This is a genomic window from Cellulophaga sp. 3_MG-2023 (genome assembly GCF_030546975.1).
Taxonomy (GTDB): Bacteria; Bacteroidota; Bacteroidia; order Flavobacteriales; family Flavobacteriaceae; genus Cellulophaga.
In genome coordinates this window covers 601,070-622,926 of the sequence record NZ_JAUOPS010000001.1, presented here as the reverse complement: position 1 = coordinate 622,926, position 21,857 = coordinate 601,070, and the positions used below count along the sequence as shown (strand labels likewise).

The window sequence follows — 21,857 nt, the reverse complement described above, 5'->3', positions numbered from 1 at the left end:
TAGGTCGGCCTAAAAGAATATTCTTATTGAATATTTTTCTTTTGTACTATTACTAAATCCTCTATTGTATCATTTATTTTTTTTATTGACTTATTTATATTTTCCAAGAAAAATGGAATTCGACCGACATAAGTATTCGGAGGAGTTATTTTACCTATACCACTGGTTTCTGCAATGCTTAAATCAAAAGTTGTTTTTATTTTTCTTTTAGTAATATCCTCATATGAAGCTTCAATTTTAATAGTTTCATTATTCACCTTAGTATGATTCTCTTTGTTAACATTAAGTAAATAATAACTAAATTTTTGATTTGGATAAAATGCTGCTACCCCGTTTTTAAACACACCTTTATTTTTCACATCAAAATAGTCATCAGAATAACTACTTAAATTACTTAAAAAAATAAAATTAACATTCAACGCAGTTCCAAAACCTTTGTTTTCTAGAACTAAATAAACATAATTAGTTTCTATTTCCCCTCGTTCAAAATATATCCTAATATCTGGCTTAAGTTGAAATTCCCTCATCATTCTTGTCTCTTTTACAAGTTTCCAAGTTAATATCGCATATACAATAGTTGAAAGAGTTACTATTCCTGAAAATATAATTTGTAAAATTTCCATATTTATTTTAAATAATAATTAACCCAAACCTACAAAAATTAACACGTAGCCTATTACGCTTTTCCGTAATGCTTTAAAATAGTTATTAACTAAACAATAAAATAGTTAAAAAAAGGTGCTATTTTAACTTTAAATAACACTTTTTTGAAATTAAATTGATAAAATATGCAATTTAATTAGGAAATACGTAAAAAAAATAGTATAATAAAGTAAGAGAATTATTAACTAAAACACATATATGAGGCAACTAAAGATCACGAAGCAAATTACAAACAGAGATACAAAATCATTAGAGAAGTATTTTCAAGAAATATCTAAATTAGATATGGTTACCGTTGATGAGGAAGTAGAACTGGCTAAAAGAATACGAGAAGGTGATCAGGTTGCTTTAAACAAATTAGTAAACGCAAATCTACGTTTTGTAGTTTCTGTTGCTAAACAATACCAAGGTAGTGGTTTACGACTATCAGACTTGATAAACGAAGGTAACGTAGGACTTGTAAAAGCTGCACAACGTTTTGATGAAACTAGAGGTTTTAAATTTATATCATACGCCGTTTGGTGGATTAGACAATCTATTTTACAAGCAATATCTCAACTATCTAGGTTAGTGCGTTTACCATTAAATAAAATTGGAGAAATTAGTAAAATAAACAAAGTATTTTCTTCATTAGAACAAAACTACCAAAGACCCCCAAATGCTGTAGAAATTGCTAAGGAATTAGATATGAGTGCCAGCCAAGTAAAAGGTGCTTTAAAAAATACAGGCAAACACTTATCTATGGATGCTCCTTTTGCAGAAGGAGAATCGTCTAACCTTTACAATGTTATATCATCTAAAGAAGCTAATAGTCCAGACGCTAAAATGATGCAAGAATCTCTTAGCTCAGATATTACTCAGCTTTTAAAGAACTTACCTCCTAGAGAAAGCGAAATTATACGTTTGTATTACGGTATAGGAGAAAAAACACCTTTAAGCTTATCTGAAATTGGAGAACTTTTTGATTTAAGTAGAGAGCGTGTTAGGCAAATTAGAGAAAAGGCTATTTTATTGCTACGCAGAAAGCCACAAAACCAACTTTTAAAAGCGTATTTATAGTATTTTTTATAAACCAATTATAAATACAATTAACCAATACAGAATTAAAAGAGAGTCATTTTTATAAAATGACTCTCTTTTTGTATAAATTCTGCTCTTACGTATTAAAAGAGTTGTTTTGTATGTAAGCTAAAAACTGTGGTTTGTATTGTTCTGAGACGGTTATACGCTGATTGTTTATTACTATTTGACTACGTTCTATAACTTCTATGTTCTTTAAAGAAACAATAAAAGAACGGTGTACACGCATAAAATCTGTACTTGGTAATTCTTCTTCTAACGCTTTTAAACTTTTTAAGGTTAGTATTGGTTTCGGGTTGTTTTTTAACCAAATTTTTATGTAATCTTTTAAACCTTCAAAATACAACACATCTGCTAATTTTATGCGTAGTTGTTTATACTCAGACTTTACAAACAAAAACTCTTTTTCATTTGTTTGTTGCTCGTTACGTTTGGTTAGACTAAACCAATTGTTTGCTTTATTGGCTGCGTTTAAAAACTCTGCATAATCAAACGGTTTTAACAGGTAATCTAAGGCTTCTACTTTAAAGCCTTCTAAAGCATACTGGTCAAAAGCTGTGGTAAAAATTACACGTGTATTTTTGGGTAACATTTTAGAAAATTCTATCCCTGTTAAATCTGGCATCTGTATGTCTAAAAATAATAAGTCTACAGGGTTTTCTTGTATAAAACTTAATGCTTCTATAGCACTATTGCACTTGTTTTTTAGCTCTAAAAAAGGTGTTTTTTGTACATAGCTCTCCACTAAATTAAGTGCCATAGGCTCATCATCTACAATAACACAAGTAATTTTTGAGATACTCATAATTTAACTAGTTTCAATTTCTAATTGGGCAACAAAATTATTGTCTTCTACGCTTGTAGTAAACAAATGCTTGTTTGGGTACAACAACTGTAACCGTTTTTCTATATTAGGTAAGCCAATACCAGAACCACTTTTATCGTCTGTTTTTTTAGGAAAATTAGTATTTACAATAGTAAAAAGTACTTTGTTATTGGTACAGCTCATCTGTATATTAATACTACTATCTTTACTTGCAGAAACACCGTGTTTAAAAGCGTTTTCTATTAAAGATATAAATAATAATGGAGCAATTTTTATTCCTGTTTCTGTAGTAGGAAAACTATAATTTACTGTTGTTTTATGAGATACACGCAATTTCATTAATTCTATGTATTTTTTCATAAAATCTATTTCTTTAGATAATGAAACCTGCTCTACATTAGTTTCATACAACATATAACGCATAAGTTTACTTAAACTATGTATAGCTGTTTTAGCCTCGTCTGGCGATACATCTACCATAGCATAAATATTATTTAATGAGTTAAAAAAGAAATGTGGTTGCAACTGATAGTGTAAATGTTGTAACTCTGACTTTAATTTAAAATTAGCAGCCTCTTTACGTTCTGCCTCAGTTTTAACCCAGCGTTTGGTTGTTTTAACCGCAATAGAAAACAACAATGGCGCCATATATGATACCATTTGAACATAAATAAACATTTTAAATCTTGGGCCTCCACCTTCTTTGGTATTGACGCGATTTTTGGTTAGCTCTTCAAAAAAAGTTGCTTCTATAGTCTCTTTACAAAAAATGAAAAAAGAAATTATAATTATGTTAATACCTACAAACCAAATTGTTTTTTTGGGAAACAAAAATTTATCAATTAGCACAAAATAATTAAAGTAAAATAGAATTGCTGAAAACACTAATGGAGTCCAAAAATGAATAACAACTCTATTTATTTCTTGTTCCTGTCCGTAAGATAATAAGTAAGGCATACTAAAAAGTACAAACCAGACCAGTATATGCGATAATAGGGTTATATTTTTGTTTTTTAACATCATAAATATTATTCGTAACGTAAAGCAGTTATAGGGTCTAAAGCAGAAGCTTTTCTTGCAGGATACCATCCAAAAAAGATACCTGTAATTGCACAAACAGCAAAAGATATTATTATAGAATACATAGCTACACTTGTTGGCCAATTTAAGAATTTTTCTATAAATACAGTTGCTCCCAGCCCTAAGATTACACCAAGCACACCACCTGTAATACTTATTAAAATGGCTTCTATTAAAAATTGCATTAAAATATCAGATCCTTTTCCGCCAACAGCCATTCGTAATCCAATTTCTTTTGTACGTTCTTTTACAGACACATACATAATATTCATAATACCTATACCTCCTATTAATAAAGATATACTGGCTACTGCAACTAGTAAAATAGTAAGCATTTCACTAGTAGAACTAAATGTAGAAATTAACTCCTCCATAGACCGTACACTAAAATCATCTTCTTGATTGGCTTGCAGCTTATGTTCTGTTCTTAAAATTTCAGATACTTGTGTTACTGCTGCTGGTGCATCATCTTCGCTAATTGCAGAAGCTATTATTTGGTTTAGATGGTCTATTGCCAAAATACGTTTTTGAACTGTTGTATAAGGAGCAATTACCACATCATCTTGGTCTTGACCAAAGGTGTTTTCTCCTTTTTCTTCTAAAACACCAATTACTTTAAACGGAATATTATTAAAACGAATCATTTGTCCTACTGGTTCTTGACCATCTGGAAAAACGTTTTCTACCACAGTCTGACCAATTACAGCTACTTTAGAAGCAGAAGTTACCTCGGCATCTGTAAACATACTACCACTTTGCAAACCAACAACCTTAATGTCTAAATATTCAGGGTTTACACCATAAATTGAAGAAGGCCAGTTGTTAGAACCATTAATAACCTGCCCAGAACCATTTACCACAGGAGTAATATAACTAAGCAAAGTAGATTGCTCTTTTATAGTTTTGTAATTAGCAAGTGTTAAAGTTTGTACATCACCACCACTACCTCTAGCAGGTCCTCTACTATCTGCTCCTGGTTGTATGGTTATCATATTAGATCCCATTGCAGAAATAGTAGTACGTATACTTTCTTTAGAGCCTTCTCCTATTGCAAGCATTGCAATTACAGAAGCTACACCAATGATAATACCTAACATGGTAAGCAAGGTTCTTGTTTTATTAAGAATAATTGCTTTTGTTGCTATTTTAAATAAGTTTAATAGTCTCATAATTAATGGTCTTGTTTAGGTAATTTAGCCAATTCATCTGCCGCGGATTGTACTTTATGATTTTTATAATCTTGCATAATTTCGCCATCTTTTAATACAATAGTTCTGCTACTAAATGTAGCAATATCAGGCTCATGCGTAACAAATGTTATAGTTATACCTTGTTTATTTAATTCTTGAAATAACGACATAATCTCGTAAGAGGTACGCGTATCTAAATTTCCTGTAGCTTCATCTGCTAAAATCATAACCGGATTATTAACCAATGATCTAGCAATAGCTACACGTTGTTGTTGCCCTCCAGACAACTGTGCTGGTGTATGGTGTAATCGCTCTCCTAACCCTACCATTTGTAAAGCTTTAATAGCACGTTCTCTACGTTCATCAGACGAAACTTTACTGTTGTACAACAACGGTAGTTCTACATTTTCAATAGCAGATGTTCTTGCAAGTAAATTGTAAGATTGAAAAATGAAACCAATTTTTTCGTTTCTAATGGTTGCTAATTGATTTCTGTTTAAATCCTTTACACTAACACCATCAATCTCATACAAACCAGAGGTTGGCTGGTCTAAACATCCTAAAATATTTAGCATTGTACTTTTACCAGATCCACTAGAACCCATTATGGTTACAAACTCACCTTCTTTAATATCAAATGATATTCCTTTTAGCGCATGAACAGTTTCTGTACCCATAGTAAACTCTCGTTTTAGGTTTTCTATTTTGATAATTTCTTTACTCATAGCTATTATTTTTTTCTGTTACCTCCTGGACGTTGTGGCATAAATGGACTTTCGCTTTTCTCTGAAGTTTCTGCTTCTGACTTAGACACACCTTTTAAACTGTATACTAATTTATCACCCTCATTAACACCACTTAAAATTTGAACATTAACACCATCACTAGCACCAAGTGTTACTACTTTAGGCACAATAGCTCCATTAGATTCTAATACCCAAAGTGCTTTATTTTCTCTAGATCTTTCACCATTACTAGCCTCTAATTTATGTTGCTGATTGTATGCTGCAAAGGTTTCTCTTTCTGGTTTAAAGTTAATTGCTTTAGCTTCTGCTGTTAATACATTATTTAACTCTAAAGTAAAAATAGAAATGGTTGCCGTTAAACCTGGTTTAAGTTTTAAATCTTCATTTTCTGCTTTAATTACAACAGTATAAGTAACTACGTTAGAGGTTACTGTAGGGTCTAAACGCACTTGAGTAACTATACCATTAAACGTTTCTCCTATGTAGGCATCTACTGTAAACTCTACACGTTGTCCCTCTATAACTTGCCCTATATCTGCCTCATCTACATTTGCCTCTACTTGCATTTCTTTTAAATCTTGTGCAATGGTAAATAATGTAGGTGTACTATAACTAGCAGCTACTGTTTGTCCTTCTTCTATATCTCTAGACAAAACCACACCATCTATTGGCGAGTAAATATTAGCATATCCTAAATTTGTTATTGCAGATTGTAAGTCAGAATAACGTTGAGTTACCGTTCCTTTTGCTGTTTGATAGGCGTATGCTGCATCATCAAAATCAGATTTACTTATAACTTGATTGTCATATAAAGTTTTTTGCCTGTCATAAATTGTTTTTGTATAATTTTTTTGACTAATTGCATTATCATAAGCAGCTTGTGCTTGTGTTTTTGCAGCTTGTAAATTAGTTTTGTCTAATTCTGCTATAAGTTGTCCTTCCTTAACAACACTATTGTAGTCAACATAAATTTTTTCAACTACGCCAGATACTTGTGTACCAACATCTACCTGGTTAATAGGCTCTATGGTTCCGGTAGCAGTTACCATTGTAGTAACATTTGCTTTTTTAGCAGTAACTGTTTTAGGTTCTATAATTATTGCATTATCGCTTTTAAAAAAGCTGTACCCAACAATTGCTAGTGCAGTTAATACTATACTGACTATTATTATGTTTTTTTTATTTTTCATAACTATATTGATTAAAGTTTTATGTCGTTTCCTTGGTAAAATTGTAATAATTCGTGATATAAAATATGTAGATACTTTGCTTGTAAATAGTCTTCTTGTGCACTGGTATAAGTGTTTTGACTAATTACCAAATCTGTTGTGCTTAAGCCTCCTAACTCATATTTTTTTTGAGCTAATTGGTAAGACTGTTTAGCAGCTTCCATAGAAGACTCTGCAGCAAACAATTGCTCTTGAGCTGATATTGCATTTTGATAAGCAGTTTCTACTTTACGATATATTTCTTTTTCTGTAGATAGCTTTGCTATTTGTGCTTTCTCAATATTAATTTCTGCATTTTGAACAGCCGCTTTGGTTTGATTTTTATTAAAAATTGGAATGTTAAGAGACAAACCTATTCGCTGGTTAAAATTAACTTCAAACTGATCTGAAAATGTGTTATTATTAATACTTGTATAACCTGTTCCTATGCTTGACGTTAAAGACAAAGTTGGTAAATAAGCTCCTTTGGCAATATCTAAATCTTTTTTGCTAGACGCTATATTTAAATCACTAGCATTTACCTCTGGTAGAATACCTAAAGCCTTACTATATATTTCTGTTTTATCTAATAATATAGATGAGTAATCTGTGTTGTTGTCTAGTGGCTCTATCACTATATCATTAGCAGGGTTTAGCTCTAGTAATTGTTTTAAGGCTATAACAAATTGCTGATATGTGTTTTTAGCATTTATTAAAGTATACTTATTAGATGCTTGCTGACTTTGAGCTTCTGTATAATCATTAAGTGCTATTGTACCAGCATCTAACCTTGCTTTAGCACGTTCTACCTCTGCCTCAGATGATTTTAAGTTGTTTTCTGCTATAGCAATACCTTCTTTAGCGTGTAACACTTGCAAGTAATTTTCTAAAACACTTAAAATAATATTGTTTTTAGCCTCTTCTTGCAAAAACAAACTTTGATTTGCTAGTATTTTATTTTTTGCAATTTCATTGTTAATTTGATTGCCCTGAAAAAGTGCAACTGAACTATTTAAACCTACATTGGTACTATATATTTGATCTGTTACAAAATCACTTGTAATAGGATCTATAGAGCTTCCATTGGTAAAGCTTTGAGACGCAGAGCCAAAAAGATTTGGCAACCTAGAAGATTTAGCTTTAAAATAAGCTACATCTGCTTGAGATTTGTCTAATGCTGCATCTTTTAGTGTTATGTTATTTTCTACAGCATAGGTAATACAATCTTGTAGTGTCCAAGTTGTTTTTGCTAATGCTTCATTTGTTTGTGCAAAACTTACTTGCACTAAAAAGCCTATGGTTATAATTAGTAATCGCTTCATATAACGTGTATTTTAATTTACACTTCAAAAGTGAAACAAAAGCCAACCATAATAAAGTGTAATAGACGTTTGGGGTTATTCTCTATACCAAAACCCTATTTTAATCGATGAGATTTTGAGCAACTAATTACAATTATAGATTATAAGTATAAGTGTTAATGCGTTGCATTTACAGCTAATTGAAAAAACATAAAGCAAAAAAAACCGACTACGGTTACGTAATCGGTTTTTAATAAACTGTAATGGTTAGTGTTTTTATTTATTTTTTTTTGGGTAAAGCTTAAACCAAAAATCTATTTTATTTTCTGTTGTTGCAGTTCTTTGCGGAGGTACACCACTGTTTCCTCTACCAGCACCACCACGGCCACCGCCTCTGCCGCCAGAAGGTCTGCCTTGGCCACCACCTTGTCTACCGCCCATACTTACACTAGGCTGTTGTTGGTTTTGTACTAACTTATTAGAAACAATACCTATAGATAGCTTAGTCAAATCTACGTTGTCTTCAGATATTTTAGAAGCTGGTATTTTTAGATGATATTCTAAAATTGGTCCTTCATTGGCATCTTCATAATTATAGTTCATTGTAATTCCTAAATCATTTATATCTAAATTAAAATCTCTGGAAAAATCAAAATAAGTATAATTTGCCATTTTAGGTAAATTTTCAATCATTTTAGCCATATCTGGCGCATTTTCATTGCTATTTTCACCTCTTACTTTACCTTCACCCCTTTCTGATCTAGCTCCTTTTTCTGGGCGTTCTCCTTTTAAAGGATATTGTATACTTACATTTTTCTTCTTCTTCCCTTTTACATCAAAATATATAGTATAGCCACGGTGCAACATAGATTGCATAGTTTCTTTAAACTCTGTGCGCAGCGTTAAATACAAATTTTCACCATCAAAAATTACTTTGTATTCTACATTATCCTCACGCCCTGTTAGAGTATCTTTTTCCTGTGCAGTAAGAACTGTACAGATTAAAATAAGTATAGCAGTTAATTTTATTTTCATAGTCTTATCGTAATTACATTCTTTATTCAAATCTATGTATTAAAAATTCCTCAAAAAGTAAATTTCTGTAAACACCATTCAATTTTCAGTGAAACCTCCATTCTATTAGGTTTTTGTTACTTAATCATTTCAATTATTATTACTAATACTCTACCTAAGTTATATATTCAAAAAAAATGACTATCAACTTTTAACATATATTTAATTATTACTCTAAAGGCCATATTCTACTAGTATTTTCTTAATTTTATCGTAGTCACATTGGGCTAATTAATAGACAGTATTTCTTTTTTAATAGTATTACTATTATATTTGCATCTAATAGTTTTAGTTATGAAAAAATTACTTTCAAATATTAAAATAGAAATACCTGAAGGAATTTATTTAAAAGATCCTGAATCATCTACATTAGGTAAAAAAATTATAGAACACAGTATTGTTCTTTTAGAAGAAATTGGTTTTGAAGATTTTACATTTAAAAAACTAGGTAAAAATATTGGCTCTAATGAGAGTTCTATTTATAGGTATTTTGAGAGTAAACACAAGCTACTTATGTACCTAACAGCTTGGTACTGGGGTTGGGTAGAGTACCAACTAGTTATAGAAACTTATAGCATTACAGACACTTCTGAAAAGTTAAAAAAAGCTATAGAGGTTGTTACCAAAACTACAGAACAAGATAATAAGTATAGCCACATAAACGAGGAGTTACTGTATTCTATTATTGTTAATGAAAACTCTAAGGCTTATTATACCAAAGGCGTAGATCAAGATAATAAAGAAGGTTTTTTTATGCCATATAAACGTACTGTACAGCGTATTGCAGAAATTATTACAGCTTACAGCCCTACTTATAAATACCCTTTAAGTTTTGCTAGTAATTTAGTAGAAGGTGCTTTACACCAGCACTTTTTAAAACTACATTTTAAGTCTATTACAAACTGTAATAGCAAAATTACACCAACAGATTTTTATACAGACTTAACTTTTAAAACACTACTAAATGTCAAATAAAACTTTAACACCTTGGAAACGATTTTTGGGGTTATTGCAGTTAGAGCGTAAAGATATATTACAAATTGGTTATTATGCTGTTTTTGAAGGGATTGTAGCGCTTAGCTTACCTATTGGTATACAAACTATTATAAATTTATTACAAGGTGCACAAGTATCTGCTTCTTGGATTGTTTTAATTGTTTTAGTTACTATAGGAGTTGCTTTTTCTGGTGTACTAAAACTAATGCAAATAAGAATTATAGAAACGATACAACAGCGTATTTTTACACGCGCCTCTTTTGAGTTAAGCTATCGTTTTCCTAAAATAAAAATGGTAGAATTAAGAAATTTACACTTTCCGGAATTGGCAAATAGGTTTTTTGATACCTTAACAATACAAAAAGGGTTATCAAAAATTTTAATAGATGTACCCTCTGCCCTATTGCAAATAATTTTTGCTCTAATTTTACTTTCTTTTTACCATCCGTTTTTTATTCTATTTGGAATATTGTTGGTTCTTTTAGCTTATGTTGTTTTTAAATACACTTCTCAAAAAGGATTAGACACTAGTTTAAATGAATCTAAAAATAAATATAGAGTTGCTCACTGGTTACAAGAAATTTCTAGATCTGTAATTAGTTTTAAACTATCTGGTAAAACATCATTAGCATTAGAAAAAACAGATTATTTGGTAGATAAGTATTTAAAATCTAGAGAAAGTCACTTCTCTATTTTAAAGGTACAATTTTTACAAATGATAGGTTTTAAAGTTATAGTAACAGCGGGTTTATTATCTATTGGTGGTTTTTTAGTACTAGACCAACGTATGAATATAGGACAGTTTGTTGCTGCTGAAATTATAATTTTATTAGTTATAAATTCTGTTGAAAAATTAATATTAGGTTTAGAATCTTTTTACGATGTTCTAACCTCTATTGAAAAACTTGGTCAAATTGTAGATAAACCTCTGGAACCACAAACAGGTGAAATTATTAATGAAAAGGATGATTTTACTTTAGAATTAAATAACATATCATATACTGTAGGAGAAAGAAATAAAACAATTTTAAAAGATATATCTTTTACGGTTAACCCTAAAGATAGAGTTTTAGTTACTGGAGAAAGTGGATCTGGAAAGTCTACTTTGTTACAATTAATGGCTGGTGTTGTATTACCTACAAGTGGCTATTTACACGTGAACGACTTGGCTATTAGTGGTTTATTTATAAATAACTATAGAGCTAACTTAGGAATGTCTTTGTTTGAAGAAACTACGTTTGAAGGTAGTATTAGAGAAAACGTAACCTTTGGAGACGAGGAGATTAGTGATGAAGCTATATACACTACTTTTCAGCACTTAGGATTAATAGATTTTCTAAAACAACAAACTTTAGGTTTAAATACAATATTAATACCAGAAGGCAAGCAAATTGCTTATACAACAACTAAAAAATTGGTTTTGGCTAGAGCAATAGTTAAACAACCCAAAGTATTAATTTTAGAAAATCCATTAGATTTATTTGAGGAACAAGAAGCAAATCAAATTATAGATTATTTATCGCTAAAAACTCACCCTTGGAGTTTAATAATTGTTAGTAATAATAGAAGTTGGGAAAATAAATGTAATAAGAAAATAACATTAAAAAATGGTGTTATAATCTCTTCTAAATCATAAGCTATGCTAAATATATCTAAAAATAAAGTAGCTAAAAATATAGACTTATCTAACTATAGGTCTGGAAAAGAAATATTTAATAAAGAGTATCACAAAGGTTTTAAAAATTTCCTGAAATTTTTTAGTGTCTTTTTGCTGCTAATTCTCTTTTTGCCTTGGACACAAAACATCACAAGCCAAGGCAATGTTACCACTCTTAAGCCTAACCAAAGACCACAAACATTACAATCTCAAATTCCAGGTCGTGTAGAGCAATGGTATGTACAAGAGGGTAATTTTGTAGAAAAAGGTGATACTATACTTAGAATATCGGAAGTAAAAAGTGATTATTTTGATGAAAATTTAGCGCAAAGAACTAATGATCAACTTACAGCTAAGTCTTCTTCTGTAGTTGCTTATAAAAACAAAACTGATGCCTTAAAAAATCAAATAGCTGCTTTGCAAAAAGAGCGTGTTTTAAAATTAGAACAAGCAAAAAATAAGGTAGCACAAACTGCTTTAAAAGTTACCAGTGACAGTATAGATCTTGAGGCTTTAAAAATTAACGCAGATATTGCAAATACACAATACCAACGTACAATTGCATTACAGACAGAAGGTATAAAAGCAGTTAAAGATGTAGAAGAAAAGCAATCTAAATTACAAGAAATAAATGCCAAGCTAACATCACAACAAAACAAATTGCTAAGCACTAGACAAGACTTAATTAACAGTAAGTTAGCCATAGGAACTTTACGTGCTACTTATGCAGATAAAATTGCAAAAGCACAAAGTAGTTTATATACTGCAGAATCTAGCGGGTTAGACACAGAAGCTCAAGTTTCTAAACTAGAGACTAGTTTGGCTAATTACACCAAACGTAGTAGTTTATTATACATTACTGCCCCACAAGCTGGTTACATTAATAAAACAATAAAAGCAGGTATTGGAGAAACCTTTAAAGAAGGAGAACCATTAGTAAATATTATGCCTGCTAATTATGATTTAGCTGTAGAAATGTATGTTAGCCCAATAGACCTACCTTTAATACATATTGGTGAAGATGTGCGCGTACAGTTTGATGGTTGGCCGGCAATTGTTTTTAGTGGTTGGCCAAATGTATCTTATGGTACCTACGGAGCAAAAATTGTTGCTATAGAAAACTTTATTAGTGCTAACGGAAAATATAGAGTTTTACTAAAACCTAACTCTAATGAGGTTGCATGGCCAGAAGCCATACGCGTTGGCTCTGGTGCTAAAACAATAGCTTTATTAGAAAATGTTCCTATTTGGTTTGAGATTTGGCGACAAATAAATAGTTTTCCACCAAATTACTATACTCCCAAAGCTCCCAAAGAAACAGCTTCATCTAAAAAATAAATACAAATGAGGAATTATATTATATTATTTTGTTCTTTATTTTGTGTTTTTACTTACGCACAGGATAATGATAGTATTCTTAGTTTAGAAGAGTATTTAGGTTACGTAAAAAAATATCATCCTATAGTTAAGCAAGCACGTTTAATAACTACAGAAAGTGAGGCTAAATTAATGAAATCTAGAGGTGCTTTTGACCCTAAATTAGAAGTAGACTTTAACAATAAAGAATTTAAAGGAACTACTTATTATGATAAACTAAACGCTGCTTTTAAAATACCTACCTGGTATGGCATAGAGCTAAAAGCAAATTATGAAAATAATGACGGCACCTATTTAAATCCAGAATACAATACTCCAGATGATGGTTTGTATAGTGCAGGTGTTTCTGTTTCTTTAGCTAAAGGCTTATTAACCAATAAAAGAATGGCCACTTTAAAACAGGCCAAATTATATACAAAACAAGCTAGTGCTAAACAAAAACAAGTAATAAACGACTTTTTGTTTGCTGCTACTGAAGCTTATTTTAACTGGTTAAAAAACTACAAAGCAAAACTTGTTTACGACGTATATTTAAAAAATGCAGAAACAAGATTAGTAAATGTTAAAAAGAGTTTTTATGCTGGAGACAAGCCTGCAGTAGATACCTTAGAGGCTAATATTAACTATAAAAATAGATTATTAGATATTGAAAAAGCAAAAATTGGTTATTTAAAATCTAAGTTAGAAGTCTCTAATTTTTTATGGTTGCAAAATAATTTGCCTTTGGAAATTGAAGATGCTATTGCACCAGATGTAACCACAATTAATAGTATTAATACGGTATTAAATAGTGCTATACTAAACACTACTGATGAGTTGGTTGAAAACCATCCAAAATTAAAAGAATTACAAGCTAAAAAGGAGATATTAACAATTGACAAAAGGTATAAAACCAATAATTTATTACCTAAAGTAGATTTACAGTATAATTTTTTAAGTTCAGATTATCAAAATTTAGATAGTTTTAATACATCAAACTATAAAACAGGATTAGTAGTTAGTTTTCCTCTGTTTTTGAGAAAAGAAAGAGCAGATTTAAAACTGGTAAAAGTAAAATTACAAGATCTAAATTTTGACATAATGGCTACTAAAGTAAGTTTAAGTAACAAAATAGAAAGCAGTTTACAGGAAATAGAATCTTATAATAATCAGTTTAAAATATTAAATAACCTAGTACTAGATTATAAAAAACTGGTACATACAGAAGAGCGTAAATTTAGTTTAGGTGAAGGTTCTTTATTTTTAGTGAATTACAGGGAGGTAAAATTAATAGAAAGTCAGCTAAAAGAGATAGATACGGAGTATAAATTGTTTTTAAGTAAGTCTAAACTATTAAGTACCATTAATGCTTTATAAAAATAAAAACACAGATTAAGGCTGTGTTTTTATTTTACAATATTATTATTTGATTTTAAAATTTAATATCCAAAGCTTCAAAAAAGTGGCTCATTGTCCAGGCCGGACCAATCATTAAAAATTGTAGATCTTTTAAAAAAGATGGTTTTTTGCCCTCGTGGTTGTGCCCTATAAATTGTCCTACCCAAGCAACTATAAAAATTAGCAACATACTTAACCACAAAGGAGCAGGAACAAACAATGCCACAAAATTTATGATTAAAAGTACTATTGTAGAAAAAAATACCATTCCTACAAACAAAGATTTAGATAATTTATAGTAATAAAATAAACCAAAAATTATTACAAGAGTACCTAAATGAGCATAAGGCAGTAAAAAAGTTGGTAAAATATTTTGTAATTCACTAGGCATAGGTATACTAGCCAACAAGCCAATTAGACTAAAAAAAATAAGTGGTACACAAATATAATGTATCGTTATATTTAGTTTTGTTTGATGACTTACAGCATATTCTGCCAATAGATTATCAATTTTTCTCATAGTTGTATATTTAGTTGGTAGGTAATTTTACAAATTTTCTAAGCTGTTTGTATTCCTCTAGGCCTTTTGTTGTTAAATAAGGCAATAAAATACTCCAAAGCATTTCTATAGATCTACATTTATTAACGGCATAACTGGCTGTATTTATAGCTAGTTTTTGAGATTGCCAAAATGTACTTGTCATCCAAATATTATAAATAGTCTTATTGTAGTTTATAAAATCATTTTCAGGTACAATTCGTTCAGTTTCTATATAATAATCTATTAGTTTTCTGGCATCTTTAAATCTCACAATATTAGATTTCTCATACTGTTTTGCTATCTCTGGGTAAGTTTTAATTATATGAACTATATCATTAAAAAAGAAGCAATAACGTTGCTGCAGATCATCAAACTTTAGCATCATTTCTTCAAAATGAAAAAGAGTTATATATGTATTTTCAGGAAGAATATAATCTAAAGTTTCCGCATACATATCACTATATATAACAGCCAAAAGTGTTTCTTTAGTTTTATAATGATATCTTAAATTGCCAGCACTAATTTTTAGTATATCGGCAACTTGTTTCATAGAAACATTGGCTATTCCGTTTGTGTTAAATATTGATATTGCTGTTTTTTTTATTTTCTCTTTCAAAATGAAAATATTTAAAAATACTAAATTAGTAAGCGTTTACTAATTTAATTAAAATATTAGACATTATTTACTTATTATAGTCAAAAAGCAAAAAAGACACTAAATGTGTTAGTGTCTTTTATAGTATTTAATAATCTTATAAATTATTTTTGCAACATAAATTCATCAATTTCTTTATTAGTAATTTTAGGGTTAGCACCTTCACTACCAGCAACCAAAGCCCCAACAGCACAAGCATAATCAATGGCTTTTTGTGGGTTGTCTTTTGCTAGTAATTTATTAATTAAAGTTCCTAAAAAAGAATCTCCTGCACCAACAGTATCTACAACATCTATTTGGTAACCACTATTGTAATAAAAAATACTATTATAATATAAAATAGCTCCATTACTACCTTTTGTTACACATATGGACTTTGTATTTGTTTTTAATGCTATAAATTTTATAGATTCTTCTAATGATTGAGTTTTTAAGTTTAGATTAGCTGTAATTTCAAAAATTTCATCGTCATTAAACTTAATAAAACTAGCCTCTTTCATTAAATAATTTAAAACTTCAGTTGTGTAATAAGGACTTCTTAAGTTCACATCAAAAATTTTAAACTTAGCTAGCCTTAATAAGCTATACAGTGTATCTCTAGATGTTGTGTCTCTAGCAACTAAACTACCATATATAAAAGCATCAGAACTTTTTGCAATTTCCTCTGTGTTGTTTGTGAGAACTATATTATCCCAAGCTCTAGGGAACTGAATGTCATAAGTAGCAGAACCTTTAGCGTTAAGTAGAACCTTTACTTCTCCGGTATGCAAAGTATCATCTACCTGAAGGTTATTGATATTTACACCTTGTTTTTGAATATATTTTTTAATTAATTCACCGTTTTCATCATCACCAATTTTACTGATGATTGACACATTATTATGTAAAGAATTTAATCTTAATGCAACATTTAAAGGTGCGCCTCCAATTTTTTTATGAGTAGGAAAAATATCCCAAAGGACTTCTCCAAAACATACAATTTTTTTCATTTAAATTTGACTTAAACTATTACTATTTATCTCTCTTAAACATTGCTCTACTCCATTATTAGTAATGTTATTGTATGCTTTAATGTATGCTTCTTTAAACTTTTTAGCATTTTTTAGTTCTCCAAAAATAGTATCTAATTCTAAAAATGCTTCTGGCTTAGTAATAGCAGCTGTTGCTTTTACATCTAACAATAATTTATTAGCATCTTTTATAATTAATGGCACTCCTTTTTCACTTTTACCAAGGCTATATATTGCCCAAGCTGCCACTACAAAAGCAGCTAAGTCTACAGAACCATTATTTTTTAATTGAGCATTAACCGTAGGCAAAATAAATATTGGAAATTTAGCAGAACTCTCAGAACAAATTCTTTCTATCTGATCCTTTATGTTTTTATTTCCAAACCTCTCTAATAGCGTTTTTTTATATAAATCTAAATCTAAGCCTTCTAAATTACCCAATACTGGTGTAACTTCTACATTCATATACAAATGTAAAAATGTGCTAATATTTTTGTTATGTACAGCTTGGTCTATGGTTTGGTAACCTAGTAAAGCTCCTAAAATACCAATTACAGAATGACCTGCATTTAACAAACTTAATTTCATTTTTTCATAAGGCACAACATCAGTAACAAACTGTGCTCCTACATTTTCCCAATCTGGTCTGCCTTGCACAAAGTCATCTTCAATAACCCATTGTTTAAATGGCTCACAAACTACTGGCCAAGCATCTAAAATACCTGATGTGTTTTTTAGATTAGCAATATCTTCTAAGGATGTAGCTGGTGTTATACGGTCTACCATTGCATTGGGAAAAGATACGTTTTCTTTAATCCAGTCACCTAAGCTTGGTTGCGCCTTTTTTACATAACTAAGTAACATATTTTTAATCATATGTCCGTTTTCTTGTATATTATCACAAGACTGTATGGTACAACCTTTTAAACCTCTTTCTTTTCTTAATTTAAAAGCTTGTGTTAAGTAACCGTATATGGTCTTAGGGTTATTAGGAAATTCTAAATCGTGCTTAATTAATGCATTATCAAAGTCAAAATCTTTAGTAGCTTCGTTATAGTTATAGCCACCTTCTGTAATGGTAAGTGTAATAATTTTCACCTCAGGATTAGCCATTTTTTGAATCACCTTTGCAGGGTTTTCTGGAGCAAATAAATACTCTACTATAGACCCTATAACTTGTTTGGTATGGGTACCATCTAACTCTTTAATTATTAGTGTATACAATCCATCTTGTTCCTTTAAGGTGTTGTAAATTTTAGCATCAAAATCTAATAGAGCAACACCACAAATTCCCCAATCTTTATTTTTATTGTTTTGCAAAAGCAAATCTGTATAATAAGCTTGGTGAGCTCTGTGAAAACCACCAATACCAACGTGTACAATACCTGTTTTAATGTCTGACCTATTGTAATTAGGAACCAAAACTCTTTCTGATATTTTAGAAAGATTACTGTTATTTAATTTTAAATTTTCCATTGATGAATCTTTTTTATTTACGCTCAAACCTTTGTAATAAAACAGCAAATATGATAATACCACCTTTAACTACTTGTTGTGGGTAAGATGGCACATTTAATAAGTTTAAAATATTACCTATAAGTCCTAAAATTAGCACTCCCATTAAAGTATTAATAGCAGTTCCTTTACCACCATTTAAACTGGCACCACCAATAACTACAGCAGCAATAGCATCTAACTCCCAAGACATTCCCATATTAGGAGAGCCTAAGTTTGTTCTAGAAGCTACAATTATAGCAGCTGTTGCTGCCAATGTGCCAGAAATAGCATATACTAAAAACTTATATTTATTAACCTTAATCCCAGAAAGCCTAGAAGCTTCTTCGTTACTACCTATAGCAATAATTAATCTACCAAAAACATTATACCTAAGCATAACCATAGTAATACCAACTATAACAAAAAATACAATTGCAATATTAGGAACACCCAAGGTAGAGTTGTTTGCAAAATTAGACATATATAGCCCTCCATAGGTTTTAAAAGTTACAGGAGAACCCTTAGAGTAAATAAAACCTAAACCACGAGCAATTGTCATTAATGCCAATGTTGCTACAAAGGGTGCCATTTTTTGATAAGCAACTAAATAACCTGAAATACTACCTAAACCAAAACCAATGGCAAGTGTCATTAAAATTGCTAATGGTAAAGCAAAAATATTTACTAAAATGGCAAATGTTACTGCAAGTAATGCTACCATAGAGCCTACAGAAAGGTCTATACCGCCAGTTAAAATTACTATAAGCATACCAATGCTTATAATTCCTATTCCAGATACTTGTTTTAATAAGTTAGATAAATTTACCGATGTAAAAAACACATCTGAAATTAGTGCAGAAAATAGCACTAATAATAAAAAAATAAATACTGTATTATATTTTACTAAAAATTTAAGAACACCACCTGGGCTGCTTAATTGCTCTTTTAATGTGATAGCCATAATGTTGGTTTTATATTATTAATTAGTTTGTTTTAATGGTTCTCCTATAGAGTAACGTAGAATGTTTTCTTCAGAAAATTGATGCTTTTGTAGCTCTCCATAAATTGTTCCTTGGTGCATTACCAAAATACGGTCTGTAATTCCCATAATTTCGGGCATATCAGAAGATATTACTACAACACCAACTCCTTTTTTAGCAACTTCATTTATAAGCTTGTAAATTTCAATTTTAGCACCAACATCTACACCTCTTGTTGGCTCGTCTATAAAAATTACTTTACTATCTATACTTAGCCATTTTGCTAATGCTACTTTTTGCTGATTTCCTCCACTTAGGTTTTTTACATTAACCTCTGAGTTTGGAGTTTTTATATTTAATTTTTCAATTAAACCCAATACCTTTTTATATTCACTATCTATATTTATAAAACCTAACTTGCTAGAGATAGATTTAAAGCTAGTAACACTTATATTGCGCCTAATAGATAATGGTAAAAACACACCTTCTTCTTTTCTGTCTTCAGACACAAAACCAATTTGGTGAGCAGCTGCATCTACAGGAGAATTTGTTTTAATTTCTTTTCCTTCTAAAAACAATGTGCCCGATTTTTTTTTGTCTGCACCAAAAATAAGCTTAGCCGTTTCTGTTCTTCCACTACCTCCCAAACCAGCAATACCTAATATTTCACCTGGTTTTACAGAGAAAGATACATCATAAACCATAGTATCTTTTGCAGTTAAATTTTTAACTTCAAAAACAGGAATTTCACCTATTAAATTATCTTTTTTAGGGTACAAATCCCTTAATTCACGACCAATCATTAAATGAATAACACTATCTTTATCTGTATCTGAAGTAGACATACTGCCTGTATCTAAACCATCTCTTAACACAGTAATGGTATCTGCTATTTTAAAAATTTCATCTAAATGATGAGATATATAAATAATAGAAATTCCTTTTTCTTTTAATTTAAATAGGTTACTAAATAGTTTTTTTATGTCTGTAGGGTCAAAAACTGTTGTTGGCTCATCTAGCACCAATACTTTAGTATCTTCAGAAATAGCTTTTGCTATTTCTACTACTTGTTTTTGTACAATACTTAAGTCTCTAACTCTTGCTGAAGCGTTAATTTTAAAACCTAAAGAGTCTAATAATTCTTGTGCATTATTGGTTAACTCTTTCCAGTTCATCCAAAATTTAGTAGTACCAAGTTTATGCAAGTAAATGTTTTCTGCAACAGATAAATCTTGCACCAATGACAACTCTTGGTACACCACGTTTATACCTAAAACCTGACCATCATGCGTGTTTTTTGGTGTAATTTCTTCACCATCTAAAACCACCTTACCCGTATCTTTTTGGTGTACACCGCTTAGTATTTTAATTAAGGTAGATTTTCCTGCACCGTTTTCACCTAGTAAAGCGTGAATTTCTCCTTGCTTTACTTTTATGTTTACATCTTTTAATACTGAAACATTTCCAAAACTTTTAGAGATTCCAGACATTATTAATCGGTACTCATTATCAGAATTTTTCATATTAAAATAATGCTTTTGGATTGTAGTATTTTGAGGCATTCTCTTTTGTAATTAACAATGGAGCTGTAAAAGATGTTTTGTCAAAATCTCTTTTGCCATTTAAGTACTCAATTGCATATTTTACAGAGTTTATACCAATTTGCACAGGACTATTCATTGCTGTACAACCATAAAAATCTGTGTCCATTATGTACTTTATAGCTTCTTTTTGTCCGTCTGCACCAGCTACAATTAATATCTCATCAGTTTTGCCAGCTTGTGCAATAGCTTTTATAGCACCAAGCACACAAACATCAGACTCTGTAATTACTACATTAATATCAGGGTGAGCCACTAAAATATCTTCCATAGCTTTTAGACCACCTGCATAAGACCAATCTGTGTAAGCTTGAGTTTTTACATTTAAGTCTATTTTACCTTGAGTTCTTAGCTGTTCTTCTGTAATACCTTGTAATAAACCTTGCTTACGTTTTTTACCAACAGGGTTACCTGCGTTACCACTTAGCAGGGCTATATTCATTTTAGTTTTCCCCATTTTTTTTACCAGCCACTCACCTGCTAATTCACCATTTGCCAAATTATTAGATTGTATGGTAGTAATATACTCTGCAGCAGGACTAATAGAACTATCTATAATAAATACAGGTATACCCGCTTTATTTGCCATTTTTGTTACACCAACTAAAGCATCAGGATCTTTAGGGTTTAAAAGCAATACATCCACACCTTTAGTTATTAAATCTTCTACGGCAGCTACTTGCTTATTTATATCATCCTGACCATCTGCAGAAATAAATTCCATTCCGTTTTTTTCTACAGTAGATTTAATGCTTTGTAATAAAGCTTGATAATAAGGAGCATTTAAAGATGGAGTACAATAGCCCACTTTTTTACCACTTAAATTTATAGCACTTTTAAAAATTTGTCCGGTTTCTTCTTCATCACCATTAGATTGCTTGGTTGTTTTTATTTCCTCTGCACAACCAACAATATTTATGAGTAAAGTAAACAACAGTAACGGCACACATAGCTTATTAAAAGCTACTTTAAAGTTCTTATTTTTCATAGTTTATTTT

The 21,857-nt window shown here is 30.4% G+C and carries 20 protein-coding genes; 5 read left to right on the top strand and 15 right to left on the bottom strand.

Features of this window, described 5'->3' with window-relative positions:
- Positions 1 to 23 precede the first annotated feature (23 nt).
- A complete protein-coding gene (locus tag Q4487_RS02540; protein WP_303544460.1) occupies positions 24 to 623 on the bottom strand; it encodes a hypothetical protein in 600 nt (199 codons plus the stop codon).
- Positions 624 to 861: 238 nt separating this feature from the next.
- Between Q4487_RS02540 and Q4487_RS02535 the strand changes: the two genes are divergently transcribed.
- A complete protein-coding gene (locus Q4487_RS02535; protein WP_100895985.1) occupies positions 862 to 1,722 on the top strand; it encodes an RNA polymerase sigma factor RpoD/SigA in 861 nt (286 codons plus the stop codon).
- A 97-nt stretch (positions 1,723 to 1,819) separates the two neighbouring features.
- Here the strand turns inward: Q4487_RS02535 and Q4487_RS02530 are convergent, their stop codons facing one another.
- From Q4487_RS02530 to Q4487_RS02500, 7 genes are all read right to left on the bottom strand, one after another.
- Positions 1,820 to 2,548 carry a LytTR family DNA-binding domain-containing protein gene (locus tag Q4487_RS02530; RefSeq protein WP_303544457.1) on the bottom strand — a complete coding sequence of 243 codons (729 nt, stop codon included), beginning with the start codon at positions 2,546 to 2,548 and terminating at the stop codon, positions 1,820 to 1,822.
- A gap of 3 nt (positions 2,549 to 2,551) precedes the next feature.
- Complete coding sequence (locus Q4487_RS02525; RefSeq protein WP_303571874.1) at positions 2,552 to 3,592, bottom strand: sensor histidine kinase; 1,041 nt, start codon at positions 3,590 to 3,592, stop codon at positions 2,552 to 2,554.
- A 5-nt stretch (positions 3,593 to 3,597) separates the two neighbouring features.
- Positions 3,598 to 4,818 (bottom strand): ABC transporter permease, encoded by a 1,221-nt coding sequence (locus Q4487_RS02520; protein ID WP_100895987.1) that lies wholly within the window; start codon positions 4,816 to 4,818, stop codon positions 3,598 to 3,600.
- Positions 4,819 to 4,820: 2 nt separating this feature from the next.
- Positions 4,821 to 5,564, bottom strand: coding sequence for an ABC transporter ATP-binding protein (locus Q4487_RS02515; RefSeq protein WP_100895988.1), 744 nt, complete (start codon positions 5,562 to 5,564; stop codon positions 4,821 to 4,823).
- Positions 5,565 to 5,569: 5 nt separating this feature from the next.
- On the bottom strand, positions 5,570 to 6,775 hold the full coding sequence (locus Q4487_RS02510) for an efflux RND transporter periplasmic adaptor subunit (RefSeq protein WP_303544451.1): 1,206 nt from the start codon (positions 6,773 to 6,775) through the stop codon (positions 5,570 to 5,572).
- An 11-nt stretch (positions 6,776 to 6,786) separates the two neighbouring features.
- Positions 6,787 to 8,115: a TolC family protein gene (locus Q4487_RS02505; protein WP_303544449.1), complete on the bottom strand. Its 1,329-nt coding sequence runs from the start codon at positions 8,113 to 8,115 to the stop codon at positions 6,787 to 6,789.
- A 255-nt stretch (positions 8,116 to 8,370) separates the two neighbouring features.
- Complete coding sequence (locus tag Q4487_RS02500) at positions 8,371 to 9,129, bottom strand: hypothetical protein (protein ID WP_303544447.1); 759 nt, start codon at positions 9,127 to 9,129, stop codon at positions 8,371 to 8,373.
- 333 nt (positions 9,130 to 9,462) lie between these two features.
- On the opposite strand from Q4487_RS02500, the gene Q4487_RS02495 reads away from it, so the two are divergent.
- From Q4487_RS02495 to Q4487_RS02480, 4 genes are read left to right on the top strand one after another with little or no spacing between them, the layout of a single operon-like run.
- On the top strand, positions 9,463 to 10,143 hold the full coding sequence (locus tag Q4487_RS02495; protein ID WP_303544445.1) for a TetR/AcrR family transcriptional regulator: 681 nt from the start codon (positions 9,463 to 9,465) through the stop codon (positions 10,141 to 10,143).
- Complete coding sequence (locus tag Q4487_RS02490; protein WP_100895993.1) at positions 10,133 to 11,800, top strand: peptidase domain-containing ABC transporter; 1,668 nt, start codon at positions 10,133 to 10,135, stop codon at positions 11,798 to 11,800. Before Q4487_RS02495 ends, Q4487_RS02490 begins: the two co-directional genes overlap by 11 nt.
- A gap of 3 nt (positions 11,801 to 11,803) precedes the next feature.
- Positions 11,804 to 13,159: an HlyD family secretion protein gene (locus Q4487_RS02485; RefSeq protein WP_303544442.1), complete on the top strand. Its 1,356-nt coding sequence runs from the start codon at positions 11,804 to 11,806 to the stop codon at positions 13,157 to 13,159.
- Between the two features lie 6 nt (positions 13,160 to 13,165).
- Positions 13,166 to 14,554, top strand: coding sequence for a TolC family protein (locus Q4487_RS02480; RefSeq protein ID WP_303544439.1), 1,389 nt, complete (start codon positions 13,166 to 13,168; stop codon positions 14,552 to 14,554).
- Between the two features lie 55 nt (positions 14,555 to 14,609).
- Here Q4487_RS02480 and Q4487_RS02475 read toward each other — a convergent pair whose 3' ends face one another.
- From Q4487_RS02475 to Q4487_RS02445, 7 genes are all read right to left on the bottom strand, one after another.
- Positions 14,610 to 15,095 (bottom strand): DUF962 domain-containing protein, encoded by a 486-nt coding sequence (locus Q4487_RS02475; RefSeq protein WP_303544436.1) that lies wholly within the window; start codon positions 15,093 to 15,095, stop codon positions 14,610 to 14,612.
- 10 nt (positions 15,096 to 15,105) lie between these two features.
- Positions 15,106 to 15,732: a TetR/AcrR family transcriptional regulator gene (locus Q4487_RS02470; protein ID WP_303544433.1), complete on the bottom strand. Its 627-nt coding sequence runs from the start codon at positions 15,730 to 15,732 to the stop codon at positions 15,106 to 15,108.
- A gap of 143 nt (positions 15,733 to 15,875) precedes the next feature.
- On the bottom strand, positions 15,876 to 16,760 hold the full coding sequence (locus Q4487_RS02465) for a carbohydrate kinase (protein ID WP_303544429.1): 885 nt from the start codon (positions 16,758 to 16,760) through the stop codon (positions 15,876 to 15,878).
- Positions 16,761 to 18,257 carry a mannitol dehydrogenase family protein gene (locus tag Q4487_RS02460; protein WP_303544426.1) on the bottom strand — a complete coding sequence of 499 codons (1,497 nt, stop codon included), beginning with the start codon at positions 18,255 to 18,257 and terminating at the stop codon, positions 16,761 to 16,763.
- A 13-nt stretch (positions 18,258 to 18,270) separates the two neighbouring features.
- On the bottom strand, positions 18,271 to 19,239 hold the full coding sequence (locus Q4487_RS02455; protein WP_100895999.1) for an ABC transporter permease: 969 nt from the start codon (positions 19,237 to 19,239) through the stop codon (positions 18,271 to 18,273).
- An 18-nt stretch (positions 19,240 to 19,257) separates the two neighbouring features.
- Positions 19,258 to 20,781 (bottom strand): sugar ABC transporter ATP-binding protein, encoded by a 1,524-nt coding sequence (locus Q4487_RS02450; RefSeq protein WP_303544423.1) that lies wholly within the window; start codon positions 20,779 to 20,781, stop codon positions 19,258 to 19,260.
- Position 20,782: 1 nt separating this feature from the next.
- On the bottom strand, positions 20,783 to 21,847 hold the full coding sequence (locus tag Q4487_RS02445) for a substrate-binding domain-containing protein (RefSeq protein ID WP_303544420.1): 1,065 nt from the start codon (positions 21,845 to 21,847) through the stop codon (positions 20,783 to 20,785).
- Positions 21,848 to 21,857: the final 10 nt, after the last annotated feature.

Excerpts from the sequence above, each read along its gene's own strand:
- Q4487_RS02535 (WP_100895985.1), top strand. The coding sequence starts at position 862 with ATGAGGCAACTAAAGATCACGAAGCAAATTACAAACAGAGATACAAAA.
- Q4487_RS02445 (WP_303544420.1), bottom strand. The coding sequence starts at position 21,847 with ATGAAAAATAAGAACTTTAAAGTAGCTTTTAATAAGCTATGTGTGCCG.
- Q4487_RS02480 (WP_303544439.1), top strand. The coding sequence starts at position 13,166 with ATGAGGAATTATATTATATTATTTTGTTCTTTATTTTGTGTTTTTACT.
- Q4487_RS02450 (WP_303544423.1), bottom strand. The coding sequence starts at position 20,781 with ATGAAAAATTCTGATAATGAGTACCGATTAATAATGTCTGGAATCTCT.
- Q4487_RS02525 (WP_303571874.1), bottom strand. The coding sequence starts at position 3,592 with ATGATGTTAAAAAACAAAAATATAACCCTATTATCGCATATACTGGTC.
- Q4487_RS02520 (WP_100895987.1), bottom strand. The coding sequence starts at position 4,818 with ATGAGACTATTAAACTTATTTAAAATAGCAACAAAAGCAATTATTCTT.
- Q4487_RS02515 (WP_100895988.1), bottom strand. The coding sequence starts at position 5,564 with ATGAGTAAAGAAATTATCAAAATAGAAAACCTAAAACGAGAGTTTACT.
- Q4487_RS02505 (WP_303544449.1), bottom strand. The coding sequence starts at position 8,115 with ATGAAGCGATTACTAATTATAACCATAGGCTTTTTAGTGCAAGTAAGT.
- Q4487_RS02455 (WP_100895999.1), bottom strand. The coding sequence starts at position 19,239 with ATGGCTATCACATTAAAAGAGCAATTAAGCAGCCCAGGTGGTGTTCTT.
- Q4487_RS02475 (WP_303544436.1), bottom strand. The coding sequence starts at position 15,095 with ATGAGAAAAATTGATAATCTATTGGCAGAATATGCTGTAAGTCATCAA.
- Q4487_RS02490 (WP_100895993.1), top strand. The coding sequence starts at position 10,133 with ATGTCAAATAAAACTTTAACACCTTGGAAACGATTTTTGGGGTTATTG.
- Q4487_RS02465 (WP_303544429.1), bottom strand. The coding sequence starts at position 16,760 with ATGAAAAAAATTGTATGTTTTGGAGAAGTCCTTTGGGATATTTTTCCT.
- Q4487_RS02530 (WP_303544457.1), bottom strand. The coding sequence starts at position 2,548 with ATGAGTATCTCAAAAATTACTTGTGTTATTGTAGATGATGAGCCTATG.
- Q4487_RS02510 (WP_303544451.1), bottom strand. The coding sequence starts at position 6,775 with ATGAAAAATAAAAAAAACATAATAATAGTCAGTATAGTATTAACTGCA.
- Q4487_RS02540 (WP_303544460.1), bottom strand. The coding sequence starts at position 623 with ATGGAAATTTTACAAATTATATTTTCAGGAATAGTAACTCTTTCAACT.
- Q4487_RS02460 (WP_303544426.1), bottom strand. The coding sequence starts at position 18,257 with ATGGAAAATTTAAAATTAAATAACAGTAATCTTTCTAAAATATCAGAA.
- Q4487_RS02500 (WP_303544447.1), bottom strand. The coding sequence starts at position 9,129 with ATGAAAATAAAATTAACTGCTATACTTATTTTAATCTGTACAGTTCTT.
- Q4487_RS02495 (WP_303544445.1), top strand. The coding sequence starts at position 9,463 with ATGAAAAAATTACTTTCAAATATTAAAATAGAAATACCTGAAGGAATT.
- Q4487_RS02485 (WP_303544442.1), top strand. The coding sequence starts at position 11,804 with ATGCTAAATATATCTAAAAATAAAGTAGCTAAAAATATAGACTTATCT.